The 20,921-nt window shown below is 58.6% G+C and carries 17 protein-coding genes; 10 read left to right on the top strand and 7 right to left on the bottom strand.

What is annotated here, in order from left to right; all coding sequences use genetic code 11:
* Positions 1–39: 39 nt before the first annotated feature.
* Positions 40–420, bottom strand: a complete 381-nt coding sequence (locus tag CI603_RS02815; protein ID WP_147438271.1) for a hypothetical protein — start codon at positions 418–420, stop codon at positions 40–42.
* A 651-nt stretch (positions 421–1,071) separates the two neighbouring features.
* On the opposite strand from CI603_RS02815, the gene CI603_RS02810 reads away from it, so the two are divergent.
* Positions 1,072–2,079, top strand: a complete 1,008-nt coding sequence (locus CI603_RS02810; RefSeq protein ID WP_121912956.1) for an aldo/keto reductase — start codon at positions 1,072–1,074, stop codon at positions 2,077–2,079.
* A gap of 204 nt (positions 2,080–2,283) precedes the next feature.
* Here the strand turns inward: CI603_RS02810 and CI603_RS02805 are convergent, their stop codons facing one another.
* The 4 genes from CI603_RS02805 to CI603_RS02790 form a co-directional block, all read right to left on the bottom strand.
* Positions 2,284–3,909 carry an extracellular solute-binding protein gene (locus CI603_RS02805; RefSeq protein ID WP_121912955.1) on the bottom strand — a complete coding sequence of 542 codons (1,626 nt, stop codon included), beginning with the start codon at positions 3,907–3,909 and terminating at the stop codon, positions 2,284–2,286.
* Positions 3,910–3,981: 72 nt separating this feature from the next.
* Complete coding sequence (locus CI603_RS02800) at positions 3,982–4,911, bottom strand: carbohydrate ABC transporter permease (protein ID WP_110425825.1); 930 nt, start codon at positions 4,909–4,911, stop codon at positions 3,982–3,984.
* Between the two features lie 18 nt (positions 4,912–4,929).
* A complete protein-coding gene (locus tag CI603_RS02795) occupies positions 4,930–5,922 on the bottom strand; it encodes a sugar ABC transporter permease (protein WP_110425826.1) in 993 nt (330 codons plus the stop codon).
* Positions 5,923–6,166: 244 nt separating this feature from the next.
* Positions 6,167–7,171: a LacI family DNA-binding transcriptional regulator gene (locus CI603_RS02790; protein WP_183122213.1), complete on the bottom strand. Its 1,005-nt coding sequence runs from the start codon at positions 7,169–7,171 to the stop codon at positions 6,167–6,169.
* Positions 7,172–7,364: 193 nt separating this feature from the next.
* Here CI603_RS02790 and CI603_RS02785 point away from each other — a divergent pair, with 193 nt between their 5' ends.
* Positions 7,365–11,132, top strand: coding sequence for a glycosyl hydrolase 115 family protein (locus tag CI603_RS02785; RefSeq protein WP_121912953.1), 3,768 nt, complete (start codon positions 7,365–7,367; stop codon positions 11,130–11,132).
* Positions 11,133–11,134: 2 nt separating this feature from the next.
* Here the strand turns inward: CI603_RS02785 and CI603_RS02780 are convergent, their stop codons facing one another.
* The gene (locus CI603_RS02780; RefSeq protein WP_121912952.1) at positions 11,135–15,046 is read right to left on the bottom strand and encodes an LPXTG cell wall anchor domain-containing protein; all 3,912 of its coding nucleotides are present in this window, start codon (positions 15,044–15,046) and stop codon (positions 11,135–11,137) included.
* A 157-nt stretch (positions 15,047–15,203) separates the two neighbouring features.
* On the opposite strand from CI603_RS02780, the gene CI603_RS02775 reads away from it, so the two are divergent.
* From CI603_RS02775 to CI603_RS02750, 6 genes are all read left to right on the top strand, one after another.
* Positions 15,204–15,695, top strand: a complete 492-nt coding sequence (locus CI603_RS02775) for an inorganic diphosphatase (RefSeq protein WP_046323398.1) — start codon at positions 15,204–15,206, stop codon at positions 15,693–15,695.
* Positions 15,696–15,845: 150 nt separating this feature from the next.
* The gene (locus CI603_RS02770) at positions 15,846–16,292 is read left to right on the top strand and encodes a DUF3290 family protein (RefSeq protein WP_045924896.1); all 447 of its coding nucleotides are present in this window, start codon (positions 15,846–15,848) and stop codon (positions 16,290–16,292) included.
* Positions 16,293–16,295: 3 nt separating this feature from the next.
* The gene (locus CI603_RS02765) at positions 16,296–16,940 is read left to right on the top strand and encodes a DUF421 domain-containing protein (protein ID WP_198177229.1); all 645 of its coding nucleotides are present in this window, start codon (positions 16,296–16,298) and stop codon (positions 16,938–16,940) included.
* 152 nt (positions 16,941–17,092) lie between these two features.
* Positions 17,093–17,410 carry a type II toxin-antitoxin system RelE/ParE family toxin gene (locus CI603_RS02760; protein ID WP_220702251.1) on the top strand — a complete coding sequence of 106 codons (318 nt, stop codon included), beginning with the start codon at positions 17,093–17,095 and terminating at the stop codon, positions 17,408–17,410.
* A 48-nt stretch (positions 17,411–17,458) separates the two neighbouring features.
* Positions 17,459–17,773 carry an addiction module antidote protein gene (locus tag CI603_RS02755; RefSeq protein WP_121912951.1) on the top strand — a complete coding sequence of 105 codons (315 nt, stop codon included), beginning with the start codon at positions 17,459–17,461 and terminating at the stop codon, positions 17,771–17,773.
* A 216-nt stretch (positions 17,774–17,989) separates the two neighbouring features.
* Positions 17,990–18,553, top strand: a complete 564-nt coding sequence (locus CI603_RS02750) for a manganese efflux pump MntP family protein (protein ID WP_121912950.1) — start codon at positions 17,990–17,992, stop codon at positions 18,551–18,553.
* Between the two features lies 1 nt (position 18,554).
* Here CI603_RS02750 and CI603_RS02745 read toward each other — a convergent pair whose 3' ends face one another.
* The gene (locus tag CI603_RS02745) at positions 18,555–19,217 is read right to left on the bottom strand and encodes a hypothetical protein (RefSeq protein WP_121912949.1); all 663 of its coding nucleotides are present in this window, start codon (positions 19,215–19,217) and stop codon (positions 18,555–18,557) included.
* Positions 19,218–19,378: 161 nt separating this feature from the next.
* On the opposite strand from CI603_RS02745, the gene CI603_RS02740 reads away from it, so the two are divergent.
* Together CI603_RS02740 and nth are read left to right on the top strand one after the other, a co-directional pair.
* Positions 19,379–20,209, top strand: coding sequence for a response regulator transcription factor (locus CI603_RS02740; protein WP_121912948.1), 831 nt, complete (start codon positions 19,379–19,381; stop codon positions 20,207–20,209).
* Between the two features lie 61 nt (positions 20,210–20,270).
* Positions 20,271–20,918: an endonuclease III gene (gene nth / locus CI603_RS02735; protein WP_121912997.1), complete on the top strand. Its 648-nt coding sequence runs from the start codon at positions 20,271–20,273 to the stop codon at positions 20,916–20,918.
* The last annotated feature ends 3 nt before the right edge of the window (positions 20,919–20,921 follow it).

Here is a 20,921-nt window from a genome sequence, read left to right as displayed (position 1 = left end):
GCACTTAATAAAAAGTATATTTGATCTACGTCGATATCATTACAAGGATTCGATAATCATGGACCAGGTAATAATCTTGCGGATCGCGCCACAAGCCCGGCGATAGTCTCCCGCCTGCCTTGCAGCCTCGAAAGCTGCTGCTACAACCGGCTCTTCAATGCCAACCGCCTCGGCAATCCACAACAGGGACGCAGCGTTCTCCAATTTGTTGAAACATCTTTTGGCGCTGTTATTCGGCTTCTGCCGGGAATAGGCGCCTGATCCATGGGTTGCGTTGTCTGCAAACCAGTGCACCATATGCTGTTTTTCTGTTCTTGTATGCGTGTCCGGCGAATTGTTTACCTCGCTAAGGTACCTATCGGAATAAGGATAATGCGAGCGTTTGAAACGCAACAAATGTGAAAAAGCAACGCAGCTCATATCAGTTCTTCTTGCCACGTGAGCCCTCTTCGTTAAAGGTTAGCTTCAACTGTTACATCAATTATATCAATGGAGAATAATGACATATCCAGTTGGCGACTAGCCTGCCCGCATTGCTCGGATCGCACCTATTCCAAAGAACAAAGTACGTATATGACCCACGTGCATAAATGAACATCAGTCACGACCTGTTGAGGCAGTTATATTCGGTATTCAATTTCACCGTTAACAAGACTCGAGACTGCAAGGTTGAGGACTGGCTGACCCCAAAACTACTCTCAGAAAATAAAGCAACCGGTATCGACGCATTCTTGAGCACTTGACAAAGCAAAAGGACGGACGCGCAGAGGATCCCAAGGCCAGTGTCCACTTGTCTTCGCTCGCCCAAAAGGTCATTACACACATTCAACTGGGCAAGTATCAAGCCCAAAGCCCAACCCTTGCCATCAATAATGACTGCATTCACTCACATTCAAGCTCTTTACCTTCTTATACTGCTTGTTACGGTTCATAACAGGTCATCGATAAAAGGCTCAGACGACCTTTTCTCTGTCTTTGCTCACTGCCCAAACCAAAGAAGTAGACTTCCACCGACTCGAACTTGCTAGCATGATTGCATCTGCACCAAGGAAGGCCAAGGAAGGGGCTTAAATGCAGTACACACAACTAGGCGAAACGGGCATCAACATATCGAAGATCTGCGTGGGGTGTATGAGCTTCGGCAAACCAGGCACCATGCACGACTGGACACTGAACGAGGAGGGGACTGACGCGGTCGTTGCGCACGCACTCGATCTGGGCATCACCTTCTTCGATACGGCCAACGGCTACTCCGCTGGAACCAGTGAGGAGTACTTGGGAAAGGCGCTTAGAAAGCATACAAGCCGCGAGCGGGTGGTCATTGCATCCAAGGTCTATTTCAATGAGGGGCGCCTTTCGTCCAAGGCCATCCATCGGGAGATCGAGGGGACGCTCAAGCGGCTGGGCACCGACTACCTGGACCTCTATATCATCCACAGATTCGACTATGAAACTCCCATCGAAGAGACCATGGAAGCACTGAACGATCTGGTTCAGGCCGGCAAGGTGCGGGCGCTGGGGGCCTCAGCCATGTATACCAGCCAATTTCAGGACATGCAGAAAGTCGCCCAAGACAACGGTTGGACCCCCTTCAGCGCCATGGAGAACCATTACAACCTGCTCTACCGGGAGGACGAGAAGGACCTGATACCCTTCTGCAAAAAGACGGGTGTCTCGCTCATGCCCTACAGCCCTCTGGCCGCCGGCCATCTGACACGTCCCACCTGGACAGCCGACACTCTGCGCAGCGCCACCGACAAGGTCTCGCGTGGCAAGTACGACCGGGCCGAAGACAACGACCTTACCATTATTGGCCGCGTGCAAAGGGTGGCAGAGCGACACAACGTTCCTATGGCCCGGGTAGCCATTGCCTGGCAGTGGGCCAAAGGCGTCGCTTCACCAATCATCGGCGCCACGAAGGCCCGGCATCTTGACGACGCTGCGGCTGCGCTGGATTTGGAGCTCACGCCTGAAGAAATCGCCTCCATGGAGGAGCCCTACCTGCCGCACGAGACCGTGGGAGCCATCGACAGCAATCCGCCCCAGGGAGTGGTGCTGCTGGACGCTGAGGAGAATTGACACCGTCACCCTTCGCGTCAGAACTTCTGCGGCATATGCTTGGAAGCCGATATCCCCAGCTATACGAAGATTCAGCCGTAACGCAGAACTGGCGGCAGTGGGGCCAAACATAAGGCGGGCGGTCCACTAAAGGATCGCCCGCCTCGACCGTTGGACGCTTTTCAGGCAAGTACGAACAGCCCAATCATTCACTTGCCCAGATGTTTACTTTGCGTAGTACTCGTCATAGGCCTTCTGCTCCAGCTTGATGTTCTGGTCCAGATTGGCCTTCTTGAGGGTGTCCAGGTACTGATCCCATTCGGCATCCACTCCCCCCTTGGTGGTCCATTGCGCAAACTTGGTCATGGCCGTATTGAGTATGGTCGTGTTGTTGTTCTGCAAGGTGCTGTTGTCAGCCGAAGAGAATTTGAGCCCACCAGGCAGTATGTCACGCTTGGGATCGACATGGCTGAGGATGGGCTCCAGGGTCTTGACCTGGCTGTGTGCCTCCTGCACATCCGCCGGCAGCTCGATCTTCAGGTCCGGACGAATCCAGTATGGCGAACCATCGGCCAAGGTCTGCGACCACTTCCATGTCGAGGGATCCTTGGTGGAGTCTGCAGGCGGCAGAATCTTATAGGACTTCTCACCGGTCTTCTGGATATCCTTGCCCATGTCGCCCCAGAACTGCTCAAGAGACGCTTCCTGGCCGTAGAGGGCGTTGACCACCTTGAGCACAGCATCCTTGTTCGAAGGCTTGGCTGACATGGCCAAGGCTGATTCATTGTAATCGTACTTGTCGCCCACATGGTCGTAGACCAGCTCGTCAGGATTCTGATCAGGCTTGGCTTTGAGCGTCGACATGGTCACGTACTGCTTGGCCAACTGGGCGCCGAACCGATCAGTAGCCGTCCAGCCCCAGGTGAACCCTACCTTGGCGTTGTCGCCCTGGCCACGGGCGGTGGATTGCGCAGTGGAGTAATCGTGGGTGAAGGCATCCTTGGCGATGACCCCGTCCTGCCAGAGCCTGTTCATAAACTGCACGACCTGCTTATACCTGGGATCAGTGAAGAAGGACTTGACCTGACCCTTGTCCACGTAATACCCCTGGGCGCTTCCCAATGAGGTCACGATTCCCAGACTATTAAGAAAGAGTACGGGCTCGTTCTTGCCGAATCCGGCCGGGGAAGGCGAGTAGAAGTCGAAAGGCACCTCATCAGCCTCGCCATTCCCGTTGGGATCCTGGGTCTTGAAGGCCTTGAGCACATTCTCCAGCTCGTCCCAGGTGGTCGGTACCTGCAATCCCAGCTTGTCCAGCCATTGCTTGTTGATGAATGTGTGGCTGGCATCGGCCGGCATGATCCCCTTGGCCACTGAGGGAAGGATGTATATGGCTCCGTCCTTCATGGTGACCGATCGCTTGGCGGCAGGATCAGTAGTGAACATCTTCTTGACGTTGGGCATCTTGTCCAAGTCCTTGCTCAGGTCCTCGAACAGGGTGCTGTAGGTGGCCAGATCGGCCAGAGTAACGCCCTTGAGGATCAGATCCGGCACGTCCCCGGCTGCGAACATGGCCTGTTTCTTCTGATCCCAGTCGGAGCTCGCCTCCTGCCAGTGGATCTCGCAGCCGCATTCCTTCTCAACCTGCTTGGGCCAGGCCATCTTGGACATCTTCTGCGTCAAGGGGTGCTTAGCCACAGCTATGGTGACGATGGGCTTGCCCTCGGCATTGGTTTTGGGCTTGCTGGATGAGCCGCCACACCCCGCCAGCAGCATGGACAGGGCGACTATGCCCGCGCCCACGACAGCCAAATGGGTGCGAATGCCCCTTGGTTCATGGTTTTTCATCATGTTTCCTTTCTCTCGGCTGATGATTTGTTTGATCACGGCTATGCATTGCTGCAACGATGAAGCAGGGACCGGTCAGCCCTTGATGGCCCCGATCATGACACCTTTGTTGAAGTACTTCTGGATAAATGGATAGATGACAAGCAGGGGCAGGGTAGAGACGATGATGACCCCGTACTTGATCTGGTCGGCGTATTCCTGGCCGTATCCAGCCCCGGAAGTGGCCCCCGATCCGCCCTGGAAAGCCTGATTCGACAGGAGGATGTCCCTGAGCACTATCTGCAGGGGCTGCTTGTCATAGGTGCGGATATAGACCAAGCCGGTGAAGAAGTCGTTCCAGTGTCCCACCATGTAATAGAGTCCGATGACCGCAACGATGGCACTGGATAGGGGCAGCACCACGCGAGTGAGATAACGGAACCAGCCTGCGCCGTCGATCTGGGCCGCGTCATGCAGATCCTCGGGAATGCTGGTCTCGAAGAAGGACCGGGCAATGATCAGATTGTAGACGCTGACCGCTCCGGGAATGACGAAGACGGCCCAGGAATCCAGCAGGCCCATCTGCTTGTAGAGCAGGTAGGTGGGAATCAGCCCGCCGTTGATGAACATGGTCACGGTGAAGAAGAGCATGATCAGACGGCGACCTCGCAGCTCGCGGCGCGAAAGGGCAAAGGCCGCAGGCATGGTGACCACCAGATTCAGGGCAGTGCCGACAACCGTGTACAACAGGGTGTTCCTGTAGCCATTCCAGATGCGTCCGTCGCCGAGGATTTGCCGGAATCCATACAGGGAGAAACCCTTGGGCAGCCAGTTGACCTGCCCGGTATTGACCATGGTCTGGTCGGAGACCGAGGCGATGATGATGAACCATATGGGGTAGATGATGCTGGCGACCACCGCCAGGAGGAGAATGACGATGACCAGATCGGCAAATCGGTCCTTCCAGCTCTGAGGATGGGTCAGCCGCCGGATACCGCTGCTCTTGATGCCATGGTTGATGCTCATGTCGGCTTCCTTCCGGATTCAGAAGATGCTGGTGTCGGAGATACGCTTCGAGATTTGATTGGCGGTGACCAGGAAGATCAGATTGATCACCGTATTGAACAGGCCTATAGCCGTCGAGTAGGAGAACTGATTCTGCAAAATGCCGATCTTGTAGGTGTATGTACTGATGACCTCGGAGGCCGGCAGATTCAGGGTGTTCTGCATGAGGAAGACCTTCTCGAAGCCCACGTTGAGCACACCTCCCATGTTGAGGATGAGCAGAATGCCGGCAGTAGGCAGGATGGCGGGAATGTCGATGTAGCGGATCAGCTGGAAGCGGCCGGCGCCATCCATTCTGGCCGCCTCATAGAGGGCCGTATCCACAGAGCTCAGAGCCGCCAGATAGATGATTGAATTCCACCCCATATGCTGCCAGACTTCGCTGATCCAGTAGATGGGGGTGAAGGCTGCGGGATCTCCCATGAAGTTTGGATTGACCACATGCAGAAAAGCCAAAAAGCGGGTCAGCAGCCCTGAGGAGGGAGTAAGGAAGAGATTGATCATTGCCACAATGACCACGGTGGAGATGAAGTGGGGCATATAGGTAATGGTCTGCACAAATCCCTTGACCTTGCCGGAATGGATCTGATTGATGAGCAGGGCCAGAATGATGGGTGCGATGAAACCCATGACCAGGGTCCACAGACTGATGCGGACCGTGTTGATCATCAGAGGCTTGAACATGGGTGAGGCGAAGAACTGGCGGAAGTAGTGGAAGCCCACCCATTTGCCACCGGTCAGGCCCTTGGTGAAGTCGAAATCGCGGAAGGCCAGCTGGATGCCGTACATGGGACCGTAATGGAATATGGCCACAAAAACGATGGCAGGAAGCACCATCACCCACAAGGGCCAGCAACGATGCGCATATTCAGCGAAGCTCTCCCGACGGCGCCCACGCCTGTCCGAGGTCTGTTGCCGCCGGAAGCGGGATGATCCGCGCTCTGAGTTCAATGCATCCTTGTGCGAGGTCATGACATGTCCCTTCTTCATCGAGTGGGATGCGCAGGAGCCGAAAGGATCAACCTCGATCGCACTTGAAACCGGACCAGACGACCTGCGGCCCTAATGCCTATCGGCAACTCTGACACTGGTCATGATAAGAAGGAAAGAAAAGTTTGTCAAATAAAAAAGTTTCTTAAGATTGAAGGGCGAAAGACTCGCTTATGGTGGTGAAATTGCGATTGCAGTGATATCCGAAATTGAGCGACGGACTGCTTTAGAGCGGCATTCTGGTAGAGGCGCGCTGGACCAGCGTGCCCTTGACGCATTCGATACCTTGGTGACCTCGGCCGTCCAGCATGTCAGCAAGGCAGCTGGCCGCCCTGGTGCCGATGGCTTTCAGATTCAGGTCGACGCTGGTCAGCGGAGGACGCGAATTGCCGACAATGACCGACCGATTGTCAACCCCAACCACCGATACCCTATCCGGAACGGCAATATGCCGATCATGCAGGATATCCAGGCACCCCCGGGCTATCTCGTCGTTGCCGCAAGCCACGCCGTCGAAGTCGATGCCCTCATCCAGCAAGCCAATCATGGTGCGACGTCCGGTCTCTTCGTTCCAGCCCCCATACCGAACTGTACGCACAGCAGCCAGCCCACGGCTATCCAGTTCGGCCATCTCGCCCTTGAGTCTCCTGACCGAGGACTGGAAGGCCGGATCGCCAGCAATCAGCACGATTTTTTCGGATCCACCCTCGACCAGATGCCGTACCATCAGCCGCCCGATATCCTCGTTGTCAGTGACGACCGAGCAGTCATGGGGATCCAGGGACGCCTGGTTGGCATAGACAACCGGCACCGGACAGCTGGTCAGTGCAGGCCGCGGATCGGTACGCCATCCGACCATCAGCAGACCTTTGACTCCATAGGCCAGCAGATTATCTATATGGTGCTGTTCAAGAGCAGGGTCCCTGCCGGCGTTGCAGAGAAAAACAGGAATGGACTCGACTCCGAAGTAACTTTCCGCGCCGATCAGGATGGGCATGGAAAACTGACCGTCCAGGTCCGATGTGACCAGCCCCACCGATTTAGGCAGGCTGGGAGGCTGGGACTGCTTCTGACGCTCATTGAGCGAAAAGGAGAGCTCCGCCGCGGCCTTGAACACCTTGGCCCTTGTCGGACCGCTGACCTGTGCGCTGTTGCGTAGCGCCTTGGAGGCTGTGGACACCGCAACCCCCGCCTTGGCAGCCACGTCGGCCAGCGTCACTTTCTTGCTCATCGGATCGCCTCCCGGCTCTGCTGGACTGTGAGCGTCTCCAACTATGGTAATGGAGGGAGACGGCCATCGAACCTTGTCAGTCGTATTCATTTTTTTGCTCATTGAAAATTTTCCTAATCAGGTGTTAGCCTATGGGTGTCCGAACATAGGCGGCAGAGCATCCGCCTGATCAGCAGACAGTGGGAGCGCCACCATGGTCACCTTGTTTCATCCCCAGCCCGGAACCATCCCAGTGACCGCCGGGTCGGGCGCAGTTCTGGCCGATTCAGGGGTCCGGCCCAATTGGCTGCTGGATCATGGCGAGGATTCGGCCGTGCAAATTGCGGCAAGCAATCTTATGAGGGATTTTGCGACCGTCACCGGCCAGACCCAGAGACCAACCAATCTGATCGACGAGAGTAGCCCGACCATCTGCCTGGGCACCCTGGGCCATTCCAGTTGGATCGATTCGGCTGTCTGCTCCGACCAGCTCGATCTGACCCCGCTCAAGGACCCCCAAGGAGAGCATCGCTGGGAAGGCTTCACCTTACAGGTCATCGACGGCACCCTCTATATCGCCGGGACTGATCGGCGCGGAACCATCTACGGGATCTACGCTCTCAGCCGGGCCATCGGCATCTCACCCTTGCACTGGTGGGGGAACGTGCCGGCACGTCACCATGAACGAATATGCCTGCCCGACGATCTGCGCGTCTTCGACTGGCCCTCGGTCAAATACCGGGGCTTCTTCATCAACGACGAGGAGGAGCTGGACGACTGGGCTCGCCTGCACACTCCCGACGGAACCATCGGACCGACGACCTACGAAAAAGTCTTTGATCTGATTCTGCGGCTGGGCGGCAACTATCTGTGGCCGGCCATGCACGTCAACGCCTTCAATGCCGATCCACGTAACGGCAGGCTTGCCCAGAGCATGGGGATTGTCATCGGAAGCAGCCACTGTGACATGCTCCTGCGGAGCAACCAGCATGAGTGGGACCCCTGGGTGGCCTCGCAGGGCACGCATGTGGACTATGACTATTCGCTGCCCGGACGCAACCGGGATATGATTCGGCGCTACTGGTCGCAGAGCGTGGACATGAACCGGAACTACGAGGTCACCTGGACCCTGGGCATGCGCGGTATACACGACACGGGCCTGACCACGCGCGCCATCGACGAGGATCCGAACCTGGACCAGGAGGGTCGTCTGCGAGCGCGGGTCGATCTGCTCGGTCGGATCATTCGCGACCAGAGGGACATCCTGCGTCAGCACCTGGGTCGACCTCCACAGGAGGTACCTCAGCTCTTCATTCCTTACAAGGAGGTGCTGCCCCTCTACGACGCGGGCCTGGACCTGCCCGAAGACGTGACCATCATGTGGGTCAACGACAACTACGGGTATATGCGTCGCTTCCCCAATCAGGCCGAACGGGCACGCAGCGGAGGCAATGGGGTCTACTACCACAGCTCCTACTGGGCGCCACCGAGGACAAGCTACCGCTGCACCTCATCCACTCCCCTGGCTCTGATGAACGACCAGCTGGGCAAGTGCTGGGATCGGGGCATCCGCCGGGTATGGGTAGATAATCTGGGAGCCATCAAGCGCCTGGAGCTGGAGGGATCCTACTTCCTCCACCTGGCCTGGAATGCAGACGAGGATCACCACAGTCTGTCGGCCCGGGACTTCGTGGCCGCCTGGTTCGACCAGACCTTCGCCGACGATCGCGGCTCTGAGGTGGCCGATCTATGCATGAGCTACTACCGGATCAACAATCAGACCAAAATCGAGCACCTGCACGAGGACTCCTTCACCCAGACAGGTTACGACGACGAGGCCGGCGGCCGCCTGGCAGCCTTACGGGAATTAGCTGAACGCTCGCACGATCTTGGCAGGAGCATGAAGCCAGAGTTTCGCGAAGCCTATCGATCGTTGGTGGATCTGAAGATCGCCATGGCCTACTACGTGAACGCCCAGTTCTACCATGCGGACCGCAGCCGTCTTGAGGCCGCCCGAAGCGCCTTGCCAGCCGCCGACAGGCAGATGAGGATCTCCCATCTTTTCCAGGGGATGATCCGGGCTCTGCTCCATTGGTACAACAAGGAGCTGGCACAAGGCAGTTGGGACGGCATCCTCACTCCCAACAGGTTCCCTCCTCCTACGCTGCCTCAGTACCCGGCTTGCAGGCCGGTGAAGGTCCAACCAAACCAGAGACTGATCCTGACGCCACAGGGAGCACAGGAGGGCGTCATAGTCCCGGGCAATAGCCATCACGCCAAGCTGGTCTTCGATCCCTATGGCATCACCGACCGTTGGATTGACCTGGACCTTATGGGAAGCCCTGCACAGGAAGTGTGCATCAGCGTCGATCAGGACTGGATCCGTCTGCAAGCAGACCGGCGAATTGTCAGGGATGAATGGCGAATCCATGTACAGGTCGAGAACGCCTCAACACATGCGGGTCGCCAGGGTACGCTGACCATCATCACCCGTCCCAGCAAGCCGGAGACAACTGAAAAAGCCTGGTCTACCCCGATCAGGGTCGATGTTCTAGTAGGCGAGAATCCTGGCTTCAGACAAGGATTCACCGGCTTCGTCGAGGCGGATGGCCACATCAGCATGGACCCCTCACGCGGACGCGTCAACCCCGACCTCACTCAGGCCACTGCTTGGCTGGCGACGCAAGACCTGGGACGTTTTGGCCCAAGCCTGATGCAGACCAAGGGCTGGAGCGACCCGGAATCAGGAAGTGGGGCCTGTCTGAGTCTGGACTTCTGGCTGAAGACCCCCGGCCGCCATGGTCTGGAGGTTCACCGGCTGCCCACTCTGAACTCACGCGGGCGAATTCGCCTGCGTATCAGCCTGGATGGCGACCAGGGCGAAATCCTGGAATCATCCACCACTGACGAGTTCCGTGGCGACTGGCAGGAGACCATCGTATACAACGCCGAGCAACTGACCATGACGCTGCCCTATTTGAAGGCCGGACCCCACCGGCTGCAGCTGATCGCTGTGGACGACTCCTTCGGCATCGACAAAGTGGTGATCAACACCGGCCGGGAACGGCCCAGCCAACTGGGACCCGCTTTCAGTACCTGGGTGGCAGATGGTCAACCATCCAAACAGACCGACAACAGGAGCTCTCACTCTTCTCACAAAGACAAGGCTCAGACCGGCAATCAGATTACGGACCATCAGCCAACGCCCACGGCCGAGGTCTTGGACCGCCCCCTACGGAACCTGGCCATCGGAGACTACGGAATCGATCCGGACCACACCCCGGAAGAACCTGTACCCTACTTCGATCAGGACTACTGGCTTCACGGCGGTTTGTATACACGGCCGAAGCTGGTCTGGCCTGCCGGGCATCAGCATGAGCAGAAGCTCAGCCAGGACAATGACGCCAACAAGACCCCAGAGCATATCTACCTTGAGCCCGCCGACTGCCTAAGACAGGACGAAAACGCCTGGCTGTCACAGGATGGTCCACAGAATGGCAGGTGTCGGAAGGGCTGCTGGGTCCCTACCGACGCCCCCATTCACAGGGGCCGAGGCCTGGCCATGCGGACCGAGCCAAGGCAACAGCTCTGGCTCAAACCCGGCCGAGCTCCCGGCATAAATTTTGCCTTCCAGGTTGACAGGCCAGGCAACTACCGGATCTGGCTCCTAGCCCAGTTCGCCTCCGACCTGGAGGACTCCTGCCATGTGATCTTGGACGGCGACCCGCTGGCCCCGGACGACATCTTCCCCCGAGGGGGAAGACTGATGACCTTCGCCACCGAGCATGTCTGGGGTTGGTCGGAGATGGCCGCCGTCCAGCTGACCGGCGGTCGGCACGTGCTGACCTTGGAGCCGGAACGGGCCGGCATGCGCATCGCACGTGTCTACCTGGCCTGCGATGGATCTCAGCCCCCCTTGGATGAGCAGTGGCCCAGCGAGAAAGACGACAGACCAGGGGACACGCATGGGCTGGACGTGTGAAATCAGCGGTCACTGCCGCCCCTACGGCCCTTGGACGCCCGCCTGACCAGGCCGAAGAGGAGCGAGCCGGTCATGACTGCCGCTGCAACAATGGCCAGAGGAAGAGCTACAGCTGCCCCTGTTCCGGGCAATGCTTCCCCAAGGGCGTTCCAATCGTCGCTATTGGAACGGACAGCCCGATCCGAACACAGCAGATGGCCGTCGACCATCACGCCTCGGGAATCAGGCTGTAGAGAAGCCTTACCGGCATCTTCCCGCTCAGGAAGGGCCGCATCATCTTCTACCGGACAGGGCACCAGAGGACTGCCGATCACTCTGACCCTGTCGGTGTGCCTACCTGATATGCCCGTCACCGTGGCATGCACGTCTACAGACTGGCCAGGTCGTAGCATCAGGGTCGACCAGTTGTCGGGATAGCGAATCCCGGTCACCCGCCCCTCACCGACGACTGTCTGATCCTCCAAACGCAGTTGCCGGGCGGGGAAGATGGCTCCGGTCCCATCGCCGGGATCGCGAGGAGAATCATTGGTGATCCGGAAGACAATGGGGACATCATCATGAGTTCGAAGGGCCTGTTCCGGCTGATCCCGATCACCCTTGGGCAAACCGCCGGCCTGATCAAACTTCTCGATATGCAGTGCCGGGGTCATATCGGGCGTTCTGGTCCAGACCGTGTTGGAGACCATGGTCTTGTCCTGATAGAACTCAGTAAATCGGTTCTCATGACGCTCCACGTTCTTCAGCCGTCTGCATTGCAGGTAAGTCCTCCAACCGACCGAGCGGTCGCCTGAAGCGCTGACCAAGGCCAGATATCGGGGTGTGGCCTCCACTTTGACCAGACCTGCCGGGTCTGCGGTCATCGTGAACAGGGGGCCGCCATGAATATCTGCAGATATATCCGAACCAGCCATGATTTGTCCATGATGAATCAGGATGCGCCCATTCTCGTAGAGATCCTGGTTGGCGTAGACGGCCCAATGGCCGGTGAACCGGTCCACCGAGGGGTCCAGCCGATCCTCGATCCGCCAGGTTTTCACCTGCGGATAGGCCCGTCCGGCCGGCAGGAGACTGGAATCCAGACGATAGAGGAAGAGCCGGCCACGGTAGAGACTGCTGCTGTGGGCGCTGTCCCCGCCCACGTCCACTACCACATCCTTGGCGGGATTGAGCGGCTTGACCGGATTAGCGACCACATTGGTCGCTTTGCGCATGTCGTTGACTATCTGAGTTGCCTGGTTGCGCACCACGTGACCAGGCTCTGCACGGATGACCGTGTAAGGCAGGACCAGATCGTAGGTGCGCCCCAGCAACCCTTGGTCAATGGCCGGCTCCCTGAGGGGACTATGGCCTCGGGCAGCGGCATAGGCAGCCAGATCGGGAGGCTGAGGATCTCCTTTGAGGGTCGCACCTGTGGCCGGAACATAGGTGTCCACAGTTTTGGCGAAGACCAGAACCATGCCGTTTCTTACCTGGATATTGAAAGCCTTGGTGTAATCGCGGCCGTCGGAACCCAGGACCTCGATGCTCTTGGGATCGATATCCAGATGCCGAGCGTCGTAGGCATCTGTCATGCCCAGCCGCCAGACCGGATAGGCGGTGTCTTTACGGCGGGCGTCCAGACTGATTCGATAAACTCCCCGGTCACCCACAAAGAGCACCTTGCCGTTGATGCTGATGCCTGGATTATGCACGCTGACATCGCTCTTCGAGGGACGGAAGTCAGCAGGCGGATTGCTCACTTGGTTGGAGGGGGTCAGTGAATTGTTCAGCGTCAACAACCACTGATTTCCCACCCGATGATCCCTTGGGGCCTTGGGATCAACCCTGCCCTCAAAGCGCAGGCGAATTCTGGGGTTGCTCCCGGCACGCCACTGGCTGATCCGGCCGGGATCGGTAATGGTCACACGCAAACTGTGGTCCTTGGCCTTCCACTTTGTGGCGTATCCGGTCTTGGCGATGATATCGCCGCTCTGCAGGTCAGTCACCTCAAGGGTCTGCTTGTCAGGCAAGAACCAGCGGTCATACACATCCGTCAGGATGATTGATTTGACAGGATAGGCCAGATTGCCGGGCAGGCTGGGCTGGGTATCCAATTGATACTCCAGCCGCTGACCAGGGAAGACCACCTTGCCGTCGACGCTGGCCTGCTCCCCGCCCTGACCAGCCTCAGAGATTACGTCCTTGCGTACCGGGGGCAGATATCCGCAAATGCCTGGCTTATTAGTCTCCACGCTCTGCCTGTTGACTGTCTGGGAGCCCGAGTTGGTCAGAGGCTCGCCTTGGCTGCCATGGCTATTAGGAGCCCGGCAAAAGATCAGCTCCTGGTCAGGTGCTCCACCCATATCCTTGCGGACCTTGGCCGCGCCGCCGCCGTTGGCGAAGCTGACCGTGAAGGGAACCAGCATGGTGACCTGCATGGGGTCCTCCATCCCCTTAAGACCGCTCAACCATCCGCTTTTGGCTTGTGCCCGCGCTCGTGTACCGGTCACGCTGATCTCGAAACGATCGGTCACATCCCTGCCCTTGGCCACAATGTCCTCGATGCTGCTGCGCCGGTAGTGCCCGTCCGCATCCGCCTTGGCCTTGGCTACGAAGACGCGAATGGCCCGAGCCCCGTCCTGATCAACCAGATAGTCAGCAGCGCTCCAGTCGTCAGTCAGTGCGAAAACCTTGGGAGCCTCAATCAGATGGGCTTCGACAGTGGCGTTGACCACCGACCCCACCCGGTCCCCGTCCAGAAAGGCATGCCCGTCGGCCCCAGTTCCGTTACTCCACTGCGGGTCTATGACGCTCTTCCACACCCCCGTAGCCGTATCTCGCAGGATCCAGGATTTGTCGGGCCTGGGCTTCCATGTGGGTGTACGACGTTCCGAAGTCGACTGGTCAATCTGCCGGGCGGCGCCCTTCCAGTGGACTCCTCCCTGGTCCAGAATCACCCCGGTCTCTGGCCGCTCGACAGTCACATCCAGCTGCCACACCCAGCGGTGTTTCTGCGGCAGAGCACCGCCCTTCCAGGTTGCTGTGGCCCGGTCACCAGGCGGCCTAGCTCCTTCGGCGGTGTTGAAAATGAATTTGTCAGTCAAATCTTCACCGCTGGTCTGGTCCCTGACATGCTGGCCGCTTATACGGTACTGCTTGCCCTGAGGATTAAAGACATCGCTAAAAGTCAGTTCTCGCCCGCCGTGGCCGGTTTCAGTGATGATACGGGTGCGATTGGTCATCCCATCCGCGCTTGTTCCACGATCTACTTCCTTGTCGGGGGGATCCGGCGGCAGATCTGCCGGCTTGGGCTCGTAGTCATTGAGCATGATCACCACCAGGGAAATGTCATTCTCGTTGCCTGCATACTCGTCAGCAAATTTGTCCAGACTGTCCTCGGGCTGATCCCAGAATGGGTCGCCGGTTCGGTAGGTCACCCCGCGGTTGCTGAAGGTTCTGTTGGCCACCTGGCTGCGCCAGTTATCCATCCAAAGCTTGTGAATAGCCACACAGATCCCGTCAAAGATACGCTGGGATCCCCGATAGCCAGCAACCACTCCCACGCCGGTTACCCGACAGTGGCCCTGTCCTGATTGGTCGGCATGGGCCTCGTTAAAGCGCGCCTGACAGTTGCCGTTAGCCTCATCCAGAGCCTGCCGCTTGACCCGGGCCGTAGTGGCATTGCCCCCATCCACCACACCCATTTGGGACAACGCCCTGTCTATGCTGCCTATCTCATAACCGCCAAAAGCGCCCTGGTCGTCATCCTTGTAGGCCCAGCCCTGCCAGATCCGGACATTTTCGCCGCCGGGGGGCACAGGTCCGCCACCGGCATGACCCGATCCTCCGCCAGCCATGGCAGGAGCCGCCGGACCGGCAAGGGTCGCCAAGGCAACCAGAGCCGCCAAGAGGCTGACCCGTCTATGCTTGTTCATACTCGTCCTCACTCTTCGCCCGCTCCATGCCTTGAGTATGAGCGACTGCCGGGCGTATAGGTGCGTGAGCGGGAGATTGTGGTCGAATGTGCCGCGGGACGGTTATGCTGTGTATAACACATACCTATGCTGTCCAGACCGAGAAGGAGACAGGACAATGGCAGAGACATTCGACGTGTTGGTCGAGATCCCCCGGGGCTCCCGCAACAAGTATGAGATGGACCACGATAGCGGCCATATCAGGCTGGATCGCACCCTCTTCACCTCTATGGGCTACCCCGACGACTACGGCTACATCGACGGCACCCTGGGCGAGGACGGCGATCCCTTGGATGCTCTGGTCATGATCCCCGACTCGGTCTTCCCTGGTTGCATCGTCGAATGCCGCGCCGTGGGTCTCTACCACATGGTCGACGAGGCCGGCGGGGATGACAAGGTCCTCTGCGTGCCTGCCGATGTCCGCTACGATGCCATCAAGGACATCGATGACGTCTCCGACTTCCACAAGCAGGAGATCAAGCACTTCTTCGAGCAGTACAAGGCTCTGGAACCAGGCAAGGAGGTCATGCCCGGCGATTACTGGACCAACGCCGAGGCTGCTGAGACACAGATCAAGGCTGCACGCGAGCGCCTGGCCGCCCAGCACTGACCTCTCAAGGCCGACCAGTCTGCACAATCACCCCGGCAAGGGCCCAATCGAGCGCCCGAACCGGGGTTTTGCATGCCCAAATCCTCCCAAAACGCGTCTGGCCGTCTACGATTGCGAATTGCGGGTGCGCGCGCAAGGGCAGGAGCGGCTATGACTTTCTATACGTACCAATACCTCAAGGGCGGTCAGACCAACTGGACCATGATCAGGATCATCGTTGTCGTCGTTCTGGCCCTGGCCTTCCTCTTCTTCCTGTTCATGTACTCCCGCCACCGCTGGAACCACAAGTACAAGGATCTGTCCATCATCCTGGCAACCCTGCTCCTGTTGGCGGCGGCCATCCAGTACAGCGACTACACCAATCTGCGCACCGCCAGCCTGCAGAGCGGACAGCTGACCACGGTCATCGACAAATCCGCAGCCAAGCTCAAGGTCGATCCTGAGCAGATCAGCATCAACGACACCTCGCGCAACAACGACATGATCATCAAGACCCCCAAGGGCTACTACACCCTGGTATTCAACAGTTCAGGCTCCGAATTCCTGTTGCAGCGCGCCGACCTGTACCACCCAGACATCACCGTGATCGGAGAGTGACCCATGGATATCAATTTCTACGTCAACGTGGCCCTGAAGCTGATCGTCGGGCTGCTCTTCATCACCCTGCTCATCAACGTGACCGGCAAAGGGAACCTGGCGCCCACCTCGCCCATGGACCAGCTGCAGAACTACGTCCTGGGCGGCATCATCGGCGGGGTCATCTACAGCGACAGCATCTCCATGGCCCAGTACATTGTCATCCTGCTGATATGGGCGGCACTGATCCTCATCACCAGGTATGCCAAGACCCACATCCACGCGGTGGGCAAGTACATTGACGGCGAGCCGGTCACCATCATCAAAAACGGCAAGCTGCTGGTACAAAACTGCCTCAAGGTCAACCTGACAGCCAAGGAGGTGGACTTCAAGCTGCGCACCAAGGGCATCAACGACATCCGCGACGTCAAGCGGGGCATCGTCGAACAGAACGGCGGCCTGACCATCATCTCCGAGGGCGACAAGGACGTGCGCTATCCGGTGGTCATGGACGGACGGGTCAATCCCGACGTTCTTGACACCATGGGACGGGACGAGGACTGGCTTGACGAGCAACTGGCCAAGCAGGGCATACACAAGGTCAGCGATGTGTACATGGCACGCTTCCAGAACGGCGAGTTCTACGCCGTGACCTACCAGGACCAGTAAGACCTGTAATACTCGAAAACCGGCAACAGAATCCGTTAGTCACCCGACATCTAGATGTCATGAGCAATTGCTCTAATGTCTACTGTAGTGTACACTTTTCTTGTGGGGAATGGGACGCATCTTCTCGAAAATAAGGGAGGAGAAGCGGCACCATGCCCCTGTCCATCATTGAAGTACTGGAGACTGAGGAATTCAGCCGGTGGATTGATGAAATGAAAGACACCCAGTCGGCAGTACGTATCCTGCACCGATGGGAACAAGTAAAGCTATCCTGGCACCTGTCAGAGGATTGGAAAACTTTGGGAGAAGGCGTATTCGAAATGCGTTTTCACTATGGTCCTGGTTACCACACCTACTTTAGCCTGAAGAACAGACAGGTCGTGTTACTGCTTTGCGGCGGCAGCAAGGCTCATCAGAAGAGGGACATAGACCATGCAAAACATCTGTGGAAGTCATATCTGGAAAGCTGATGTCAGCCAACGGGCAAGGAAACGGACCACATTAAGGACAGGGTTGTGATGATGTTGAAGATCAGGAAATTTCATGCAGGCGACCATATACATAGCGAGCAGGCGGCCGTCACCTACCTGCAGGTTGCCATGGAGGAGGCCGACAAGGCCGAAAACCCTCGGCAAGGAGCTGCCATCATCGCAAATGCACTCGGCGAGGTAGCGCGAGCGCAGAGGCATATGAGCGCCATCGCCTCGGATGCCGACCGATCCCGTTCGGGCATCTACAAGGCCCTGAGTAATCAGGGGGATCCGGCACTGAGCACGGTCATCAGCGCCATCCACGCAGCGGGGGGCAGCCTAACGGTGACTATGGCTCGCTAACGGGCCTGTCCGATAGCCTGTCATGCTTGATTCTCCAGCGCTGACAGGTAAAATCTATGTCCATATTGTTATGGCGTAGCATGTGAACGGCATTCAACGAATTCAAAGCCGACTCGAATCGGCAGTTCCGCGCTCGACGCTCCCGAGGCGTAGGCGGGTTTGAGGAGACCTGGTCGAGGCCCATCCCACCGGGGATGAACCCTTTCAAGGAATGCCGTGTTCTTAAGATTGTTGTTTGTCGCTTTAGGTGTATCTTCTGACGCTTTTGCCGTCTCCATCAGCAAGGGACTGTCTGTAAAGCGACTGCGGGCCCGCCATCATTGGCTGGTCGGACTTTGGTTCGGCGGGTTCCAGACTCTGCTGCCCCTGCTTGGCTACTTCGCAGCCTCCATGTTGCAGGACTCCCTGGCCGCTGTGGATCACTGGATTATCTTCGGCATTCTGTCGGCCATCGGGGTCAACATGATCCGCGAGGGCGTCTACGGCAAGGAAGAAGGAGCGAACGGCGAAGAGGACTTCTCTTGGCGGCAAATGCTTCCTGCGGCCATAGCCACCAGCATCGACTCATTCGGCGTGGGCGCTGGCCTGGCCCTGCTGGGCATCAACATCTTGCTGTCCGCATTGGTCATCGGACTGGTGACGGCTGCGGTCTCCATAGCGGGATTGCGCATTGGATACGTCGTCGGTTCCCGCTGGCGCAAGCCGGCCAGAATCGCCGGCGGCATCATTTTGATAGTCATGGGCATCCAGATCCTTCTGGATCACCTGATGAACGCCTAGCTCAGATCGTCGTCTGAAGGACGAGTGCCGCCAGTACCACAATGGCTCCGGACAGAAGCACCGACATCAGCGCCAGACCAATGGCCCCAGGCCGATCAGCTGCTTCTTCGGCCCAGCGATAGCCTGCGATGATGAGCCCGATCAGCAGCAGCAAGGCCACAAGCACTACCAGGATTGGCATCAGGTCAGGTCCGAAGCCCCTGACCAGCTCTGGCAGGAAGACCCATCCCGAGGCGGCGACAGCAGTGACCCCGCCCATGGCGGTTGCAGAAATGCCCCGGATGACCATCCGCCTGTCCCTACGCAGCATCTGCCGAACAAACATGAACACGGCCAGAAGGGCAAGCAGGAATGCCGCAGTCGACAGCCAGACCCTGAAGGCGTCAGACCCCTGCATGACCAAGGCCGGAACCAGGCAGACCAAGGTCAGCAAACCGAACATGGCTCGGTCTGGGCCGGGGCGAATACCCCGACCCACCAAGGGCCAAGAGGCCAACAGGGCCAATCCCAGCACCAGAACCAGGAAGGCCTGCACCCATCGGGCGACCCGAGGCTCGGCCAACAAGCCCGCCGCCACGCCCGGCAGGATCAGCGCCGCCAGGGCCAGCAGCTGCGTCAGGGCGGGCGCGCGCCCATCCCGGGTTTCTTTTACGGTCTGCGCCATGGGTCCTCCTGCCTGTCCCCATCGGGGAGCCATACGTCACATCCTAGGGCAAGGCCATCCTGTGAACTCGAAGCCCTGTGACGGGCCGATTGTACAATGATGACGACTGTTCAACGAATCCACCCCTCTATGGACGAACGGACAGGGAAGAAGGTACCCCCGTGACGGATCTGACCTTGATGACCTGCGCCGAGGACCCGGCATCGGTTCTGCCAGCCTTGGCCCTGCTCTCCCATCGGGTGCGCGTTCTGCCCTTGGACGCCGCCTCCCTGGTAAGAATGCCCGAGGACACAGTGCTGCTGATCGATGCCAGCGACGACCTGGCCGAGGCCAAGACCCTCTGCAACCTGACCCGGGCCTCGGGCCTGTCCACGCCCATCATCCTGGTTCTGAGCGAGGGCGGCTTCACCGTGGTCAATGCCAGCTGGGGCGTGGCCGACGTCATCATTCAGTCCGCATCCCCCGCCGAGGTCGAAGCTCGGCTGCGTCTGGTCTGCCAACGCGAGACCCCGACACGCAAGCCAGATGCTCAGCCCGAAGAGGCTGAGGACCAGGTGCCCACTGGTCAGGTCCGCTCAGGCGATCTGGTTGTGGACACCGAAAGCTACACAGCCCGAATCCACGGTCGTCCTATCAACCTGGCCTACAAGGAGTTCGAGCTGCTCAAATACCTGGTTCAGCATCCCGGCAGGGTCTTCACCAGGGCGCAGCTCCTCCAGGAGGTCTGGGGCTATGACTACTACGGCGGCACCAGGACGGTTGATGTGCATGTGCGGCGGCTCAGGGCCAAGCTGGGCAGCGAGTACGAGCACCTGATCGGCACGGTCCGCAATGTGGGCTACCGGTTCGACCCGCCCTCGTCAGCACGGACGGCCTCAGCCCCCAAGCCCGAGCCGGATGCCGGGACCAACCCAGATCCAGCCGAACAAGAGGACAGCCAGTCAGAACAATCCCAGGACTCCAAGAAGAAGAAAACCGATCATAGTGACTGATGCATCATCAAATCGAAAGCGTCCCCAAGGCAGGGAAAGCAAGGCCCACCGCCTGGCCCGCATGCACGAGGAGTACCGCATCCTCTGCCAGGTCTTTCCCGAGGCGGTCTGCGCCCTGCACTTTCACAACCCCTTCGAACTGCTGGTGGCCACTGTCCTGAGCGCCCAAACCACCGATAAGCGGGTAAACTCGGTGACCCCTGAACTCTTCGAGCGCTACCCCGATCCCGCAGCCATGGCCCAGGCCCAGCCGAACGAACTGGAGGCCATAATCCACCCGGTGGGCTTCTATCACGCCAAGGCCCGCCACCTGCTGGGGCTCTCTCAGATGCTGACCGAAGACTACGGCGGCAAGGTTCCCCAGACCATGGAGGAACTGACCAGTCTGCCCGGCGTGGGGCGCAAGACCGCCAATGTAGTCCTTGGCAACGCCTTCAACATCCCCGGATTCCCGGTGGACACCCACGTCACCAGGGTCACCGGCCGCCTGCGCTGGCGGACCGACTGGCGCAGCACCCACCCCGATCCAGTGAAGATCGAGCATGAGATCTGCGACTGTTTCCCGCCCGAGGACTGGACCAATCTGTCGCACAGGCTGATTCTCCACGGCCGAGCCACCTGCCACGCCCGCAAGCCCGACTGCCTCCACTGCCCCCTGGCCGAAACATGCCCCAGCGCCGAACTCCTGGCCGGACCAGCCTCTCGATAGAAT

Origin of the sequence: Bifidobacterium sp. wkB338 (genome assembly GCF_003688325.1) — a bacterium.
GTDB lineage: Bacteria > Actinomycetota > Actinomycetes > Actinomycetales > Bifidobacteriaceae > Bombiscardovia > Bombiscardovia polysaccharolytica.
Note: the sequence above shows the minus strand (reverse complement) of the source record. Positions and strands in the feature narration are given on the sequence as shown.

Coding starts and splice junctions, on each gene's coding strand:
- CI603_RS02745 (WP_121912949.1), bottom strand. CDS start 19,217: ATGGCGCAGACCGTAAAAGAAACCCGGGATGGGCGCGCGCCCGCCCTG.
- CI603_RS02760 (WP_220702251.1), top strand. CDS start 17,093: ATGCCCCTGTCCATCATTGAAGTACTGGAGACTGAGGAATTCAGCCGG.
- CI603_RS02755 (WP_121912951.1), top strand. CDS start 17,459: ATGATGTTGAAGATCAGGAAATTTCATGCAGGCGACCATATACATAGC.
- CI603_RS02815 (WP_147438271.1), bottom strand. CDS start 420: ATGAGCTGCGTTGCTTTTTCACATTTGTTGCGTTTCAAACGCTCGCAT.
- nth (WP_121912997.1), top strand. CDS start 20,271: ATGCACGAGGAGTACCGCATCCTCTGCCAGGTCTTTCCCGAGGCGGTC.
- CI603_RS02810 (WP_121912956.1), top strand. CDS start 1,072: ATGCAGTACACACAACTAGGCGAAACGGGCATCAACATATCGAAGATC.
- CI603_RS02775 (WP_046323398.1), top strand. CDS start 15,204: ATGGCAGAGACATTCGACGTGTTGGTCGAGATCCCCCGGGGCTCCCGC.
- CI603_RS02805 (WP_121912955.1), bottom strand. CDS start 3,909: ATGATGAAAAACCATGAACCAAGGGGCATTCGCACCCATTTGGCTGTC.
- CI603_RS02800 (WP_110425825.1), bottom strand. CDS start 4,911: ATGAGCATCAACCATGGCATCAAGAGCAGCGGTATCCGGCGGCTGACC.
- CI603_RS02790 (WP_183122213.1), bottom strand. CDS start 7,171: ATGAGCAAGAAAGTGACGCTGGCCGACGTGGCTGCCAAGGCGGGGGTT.
- CI603_RS02765 (WP_198177229.1), top strand. CDS start 16,296: ATGGATATCAATTTCTACGTCAACGTGGCCCTGAAGCTGATCGTCGGG.
- CI603_RS02785 (WP_121912953.1), top strand. CDS start 7,365: ATGGTCACCTTGTTTCATCCCCAGCCCGGAACCATCCCAGTGACCGCC.
- CI603_RS02795 (WP_110425826.1), bottom strand. CDS start 5,922: ATGACCTCGCACAAGGATGCATTGAACTCAGAGCGCGGATCATCCCGC.
- CI603_RS02780 (WP_121912952.1), bottom strand. CDS start 15,046: ATGAACAAGCATAGACGGGTCAGCCTCTTGGCGGCTCTGGTTGCCTTG.
- CI603_RS02770 (WP_045924896.1), top strand. CDS start 15,846: ATGACTTTCTATACGTACCAATACCTCAAGGGCGGTCAGACCAACTGG.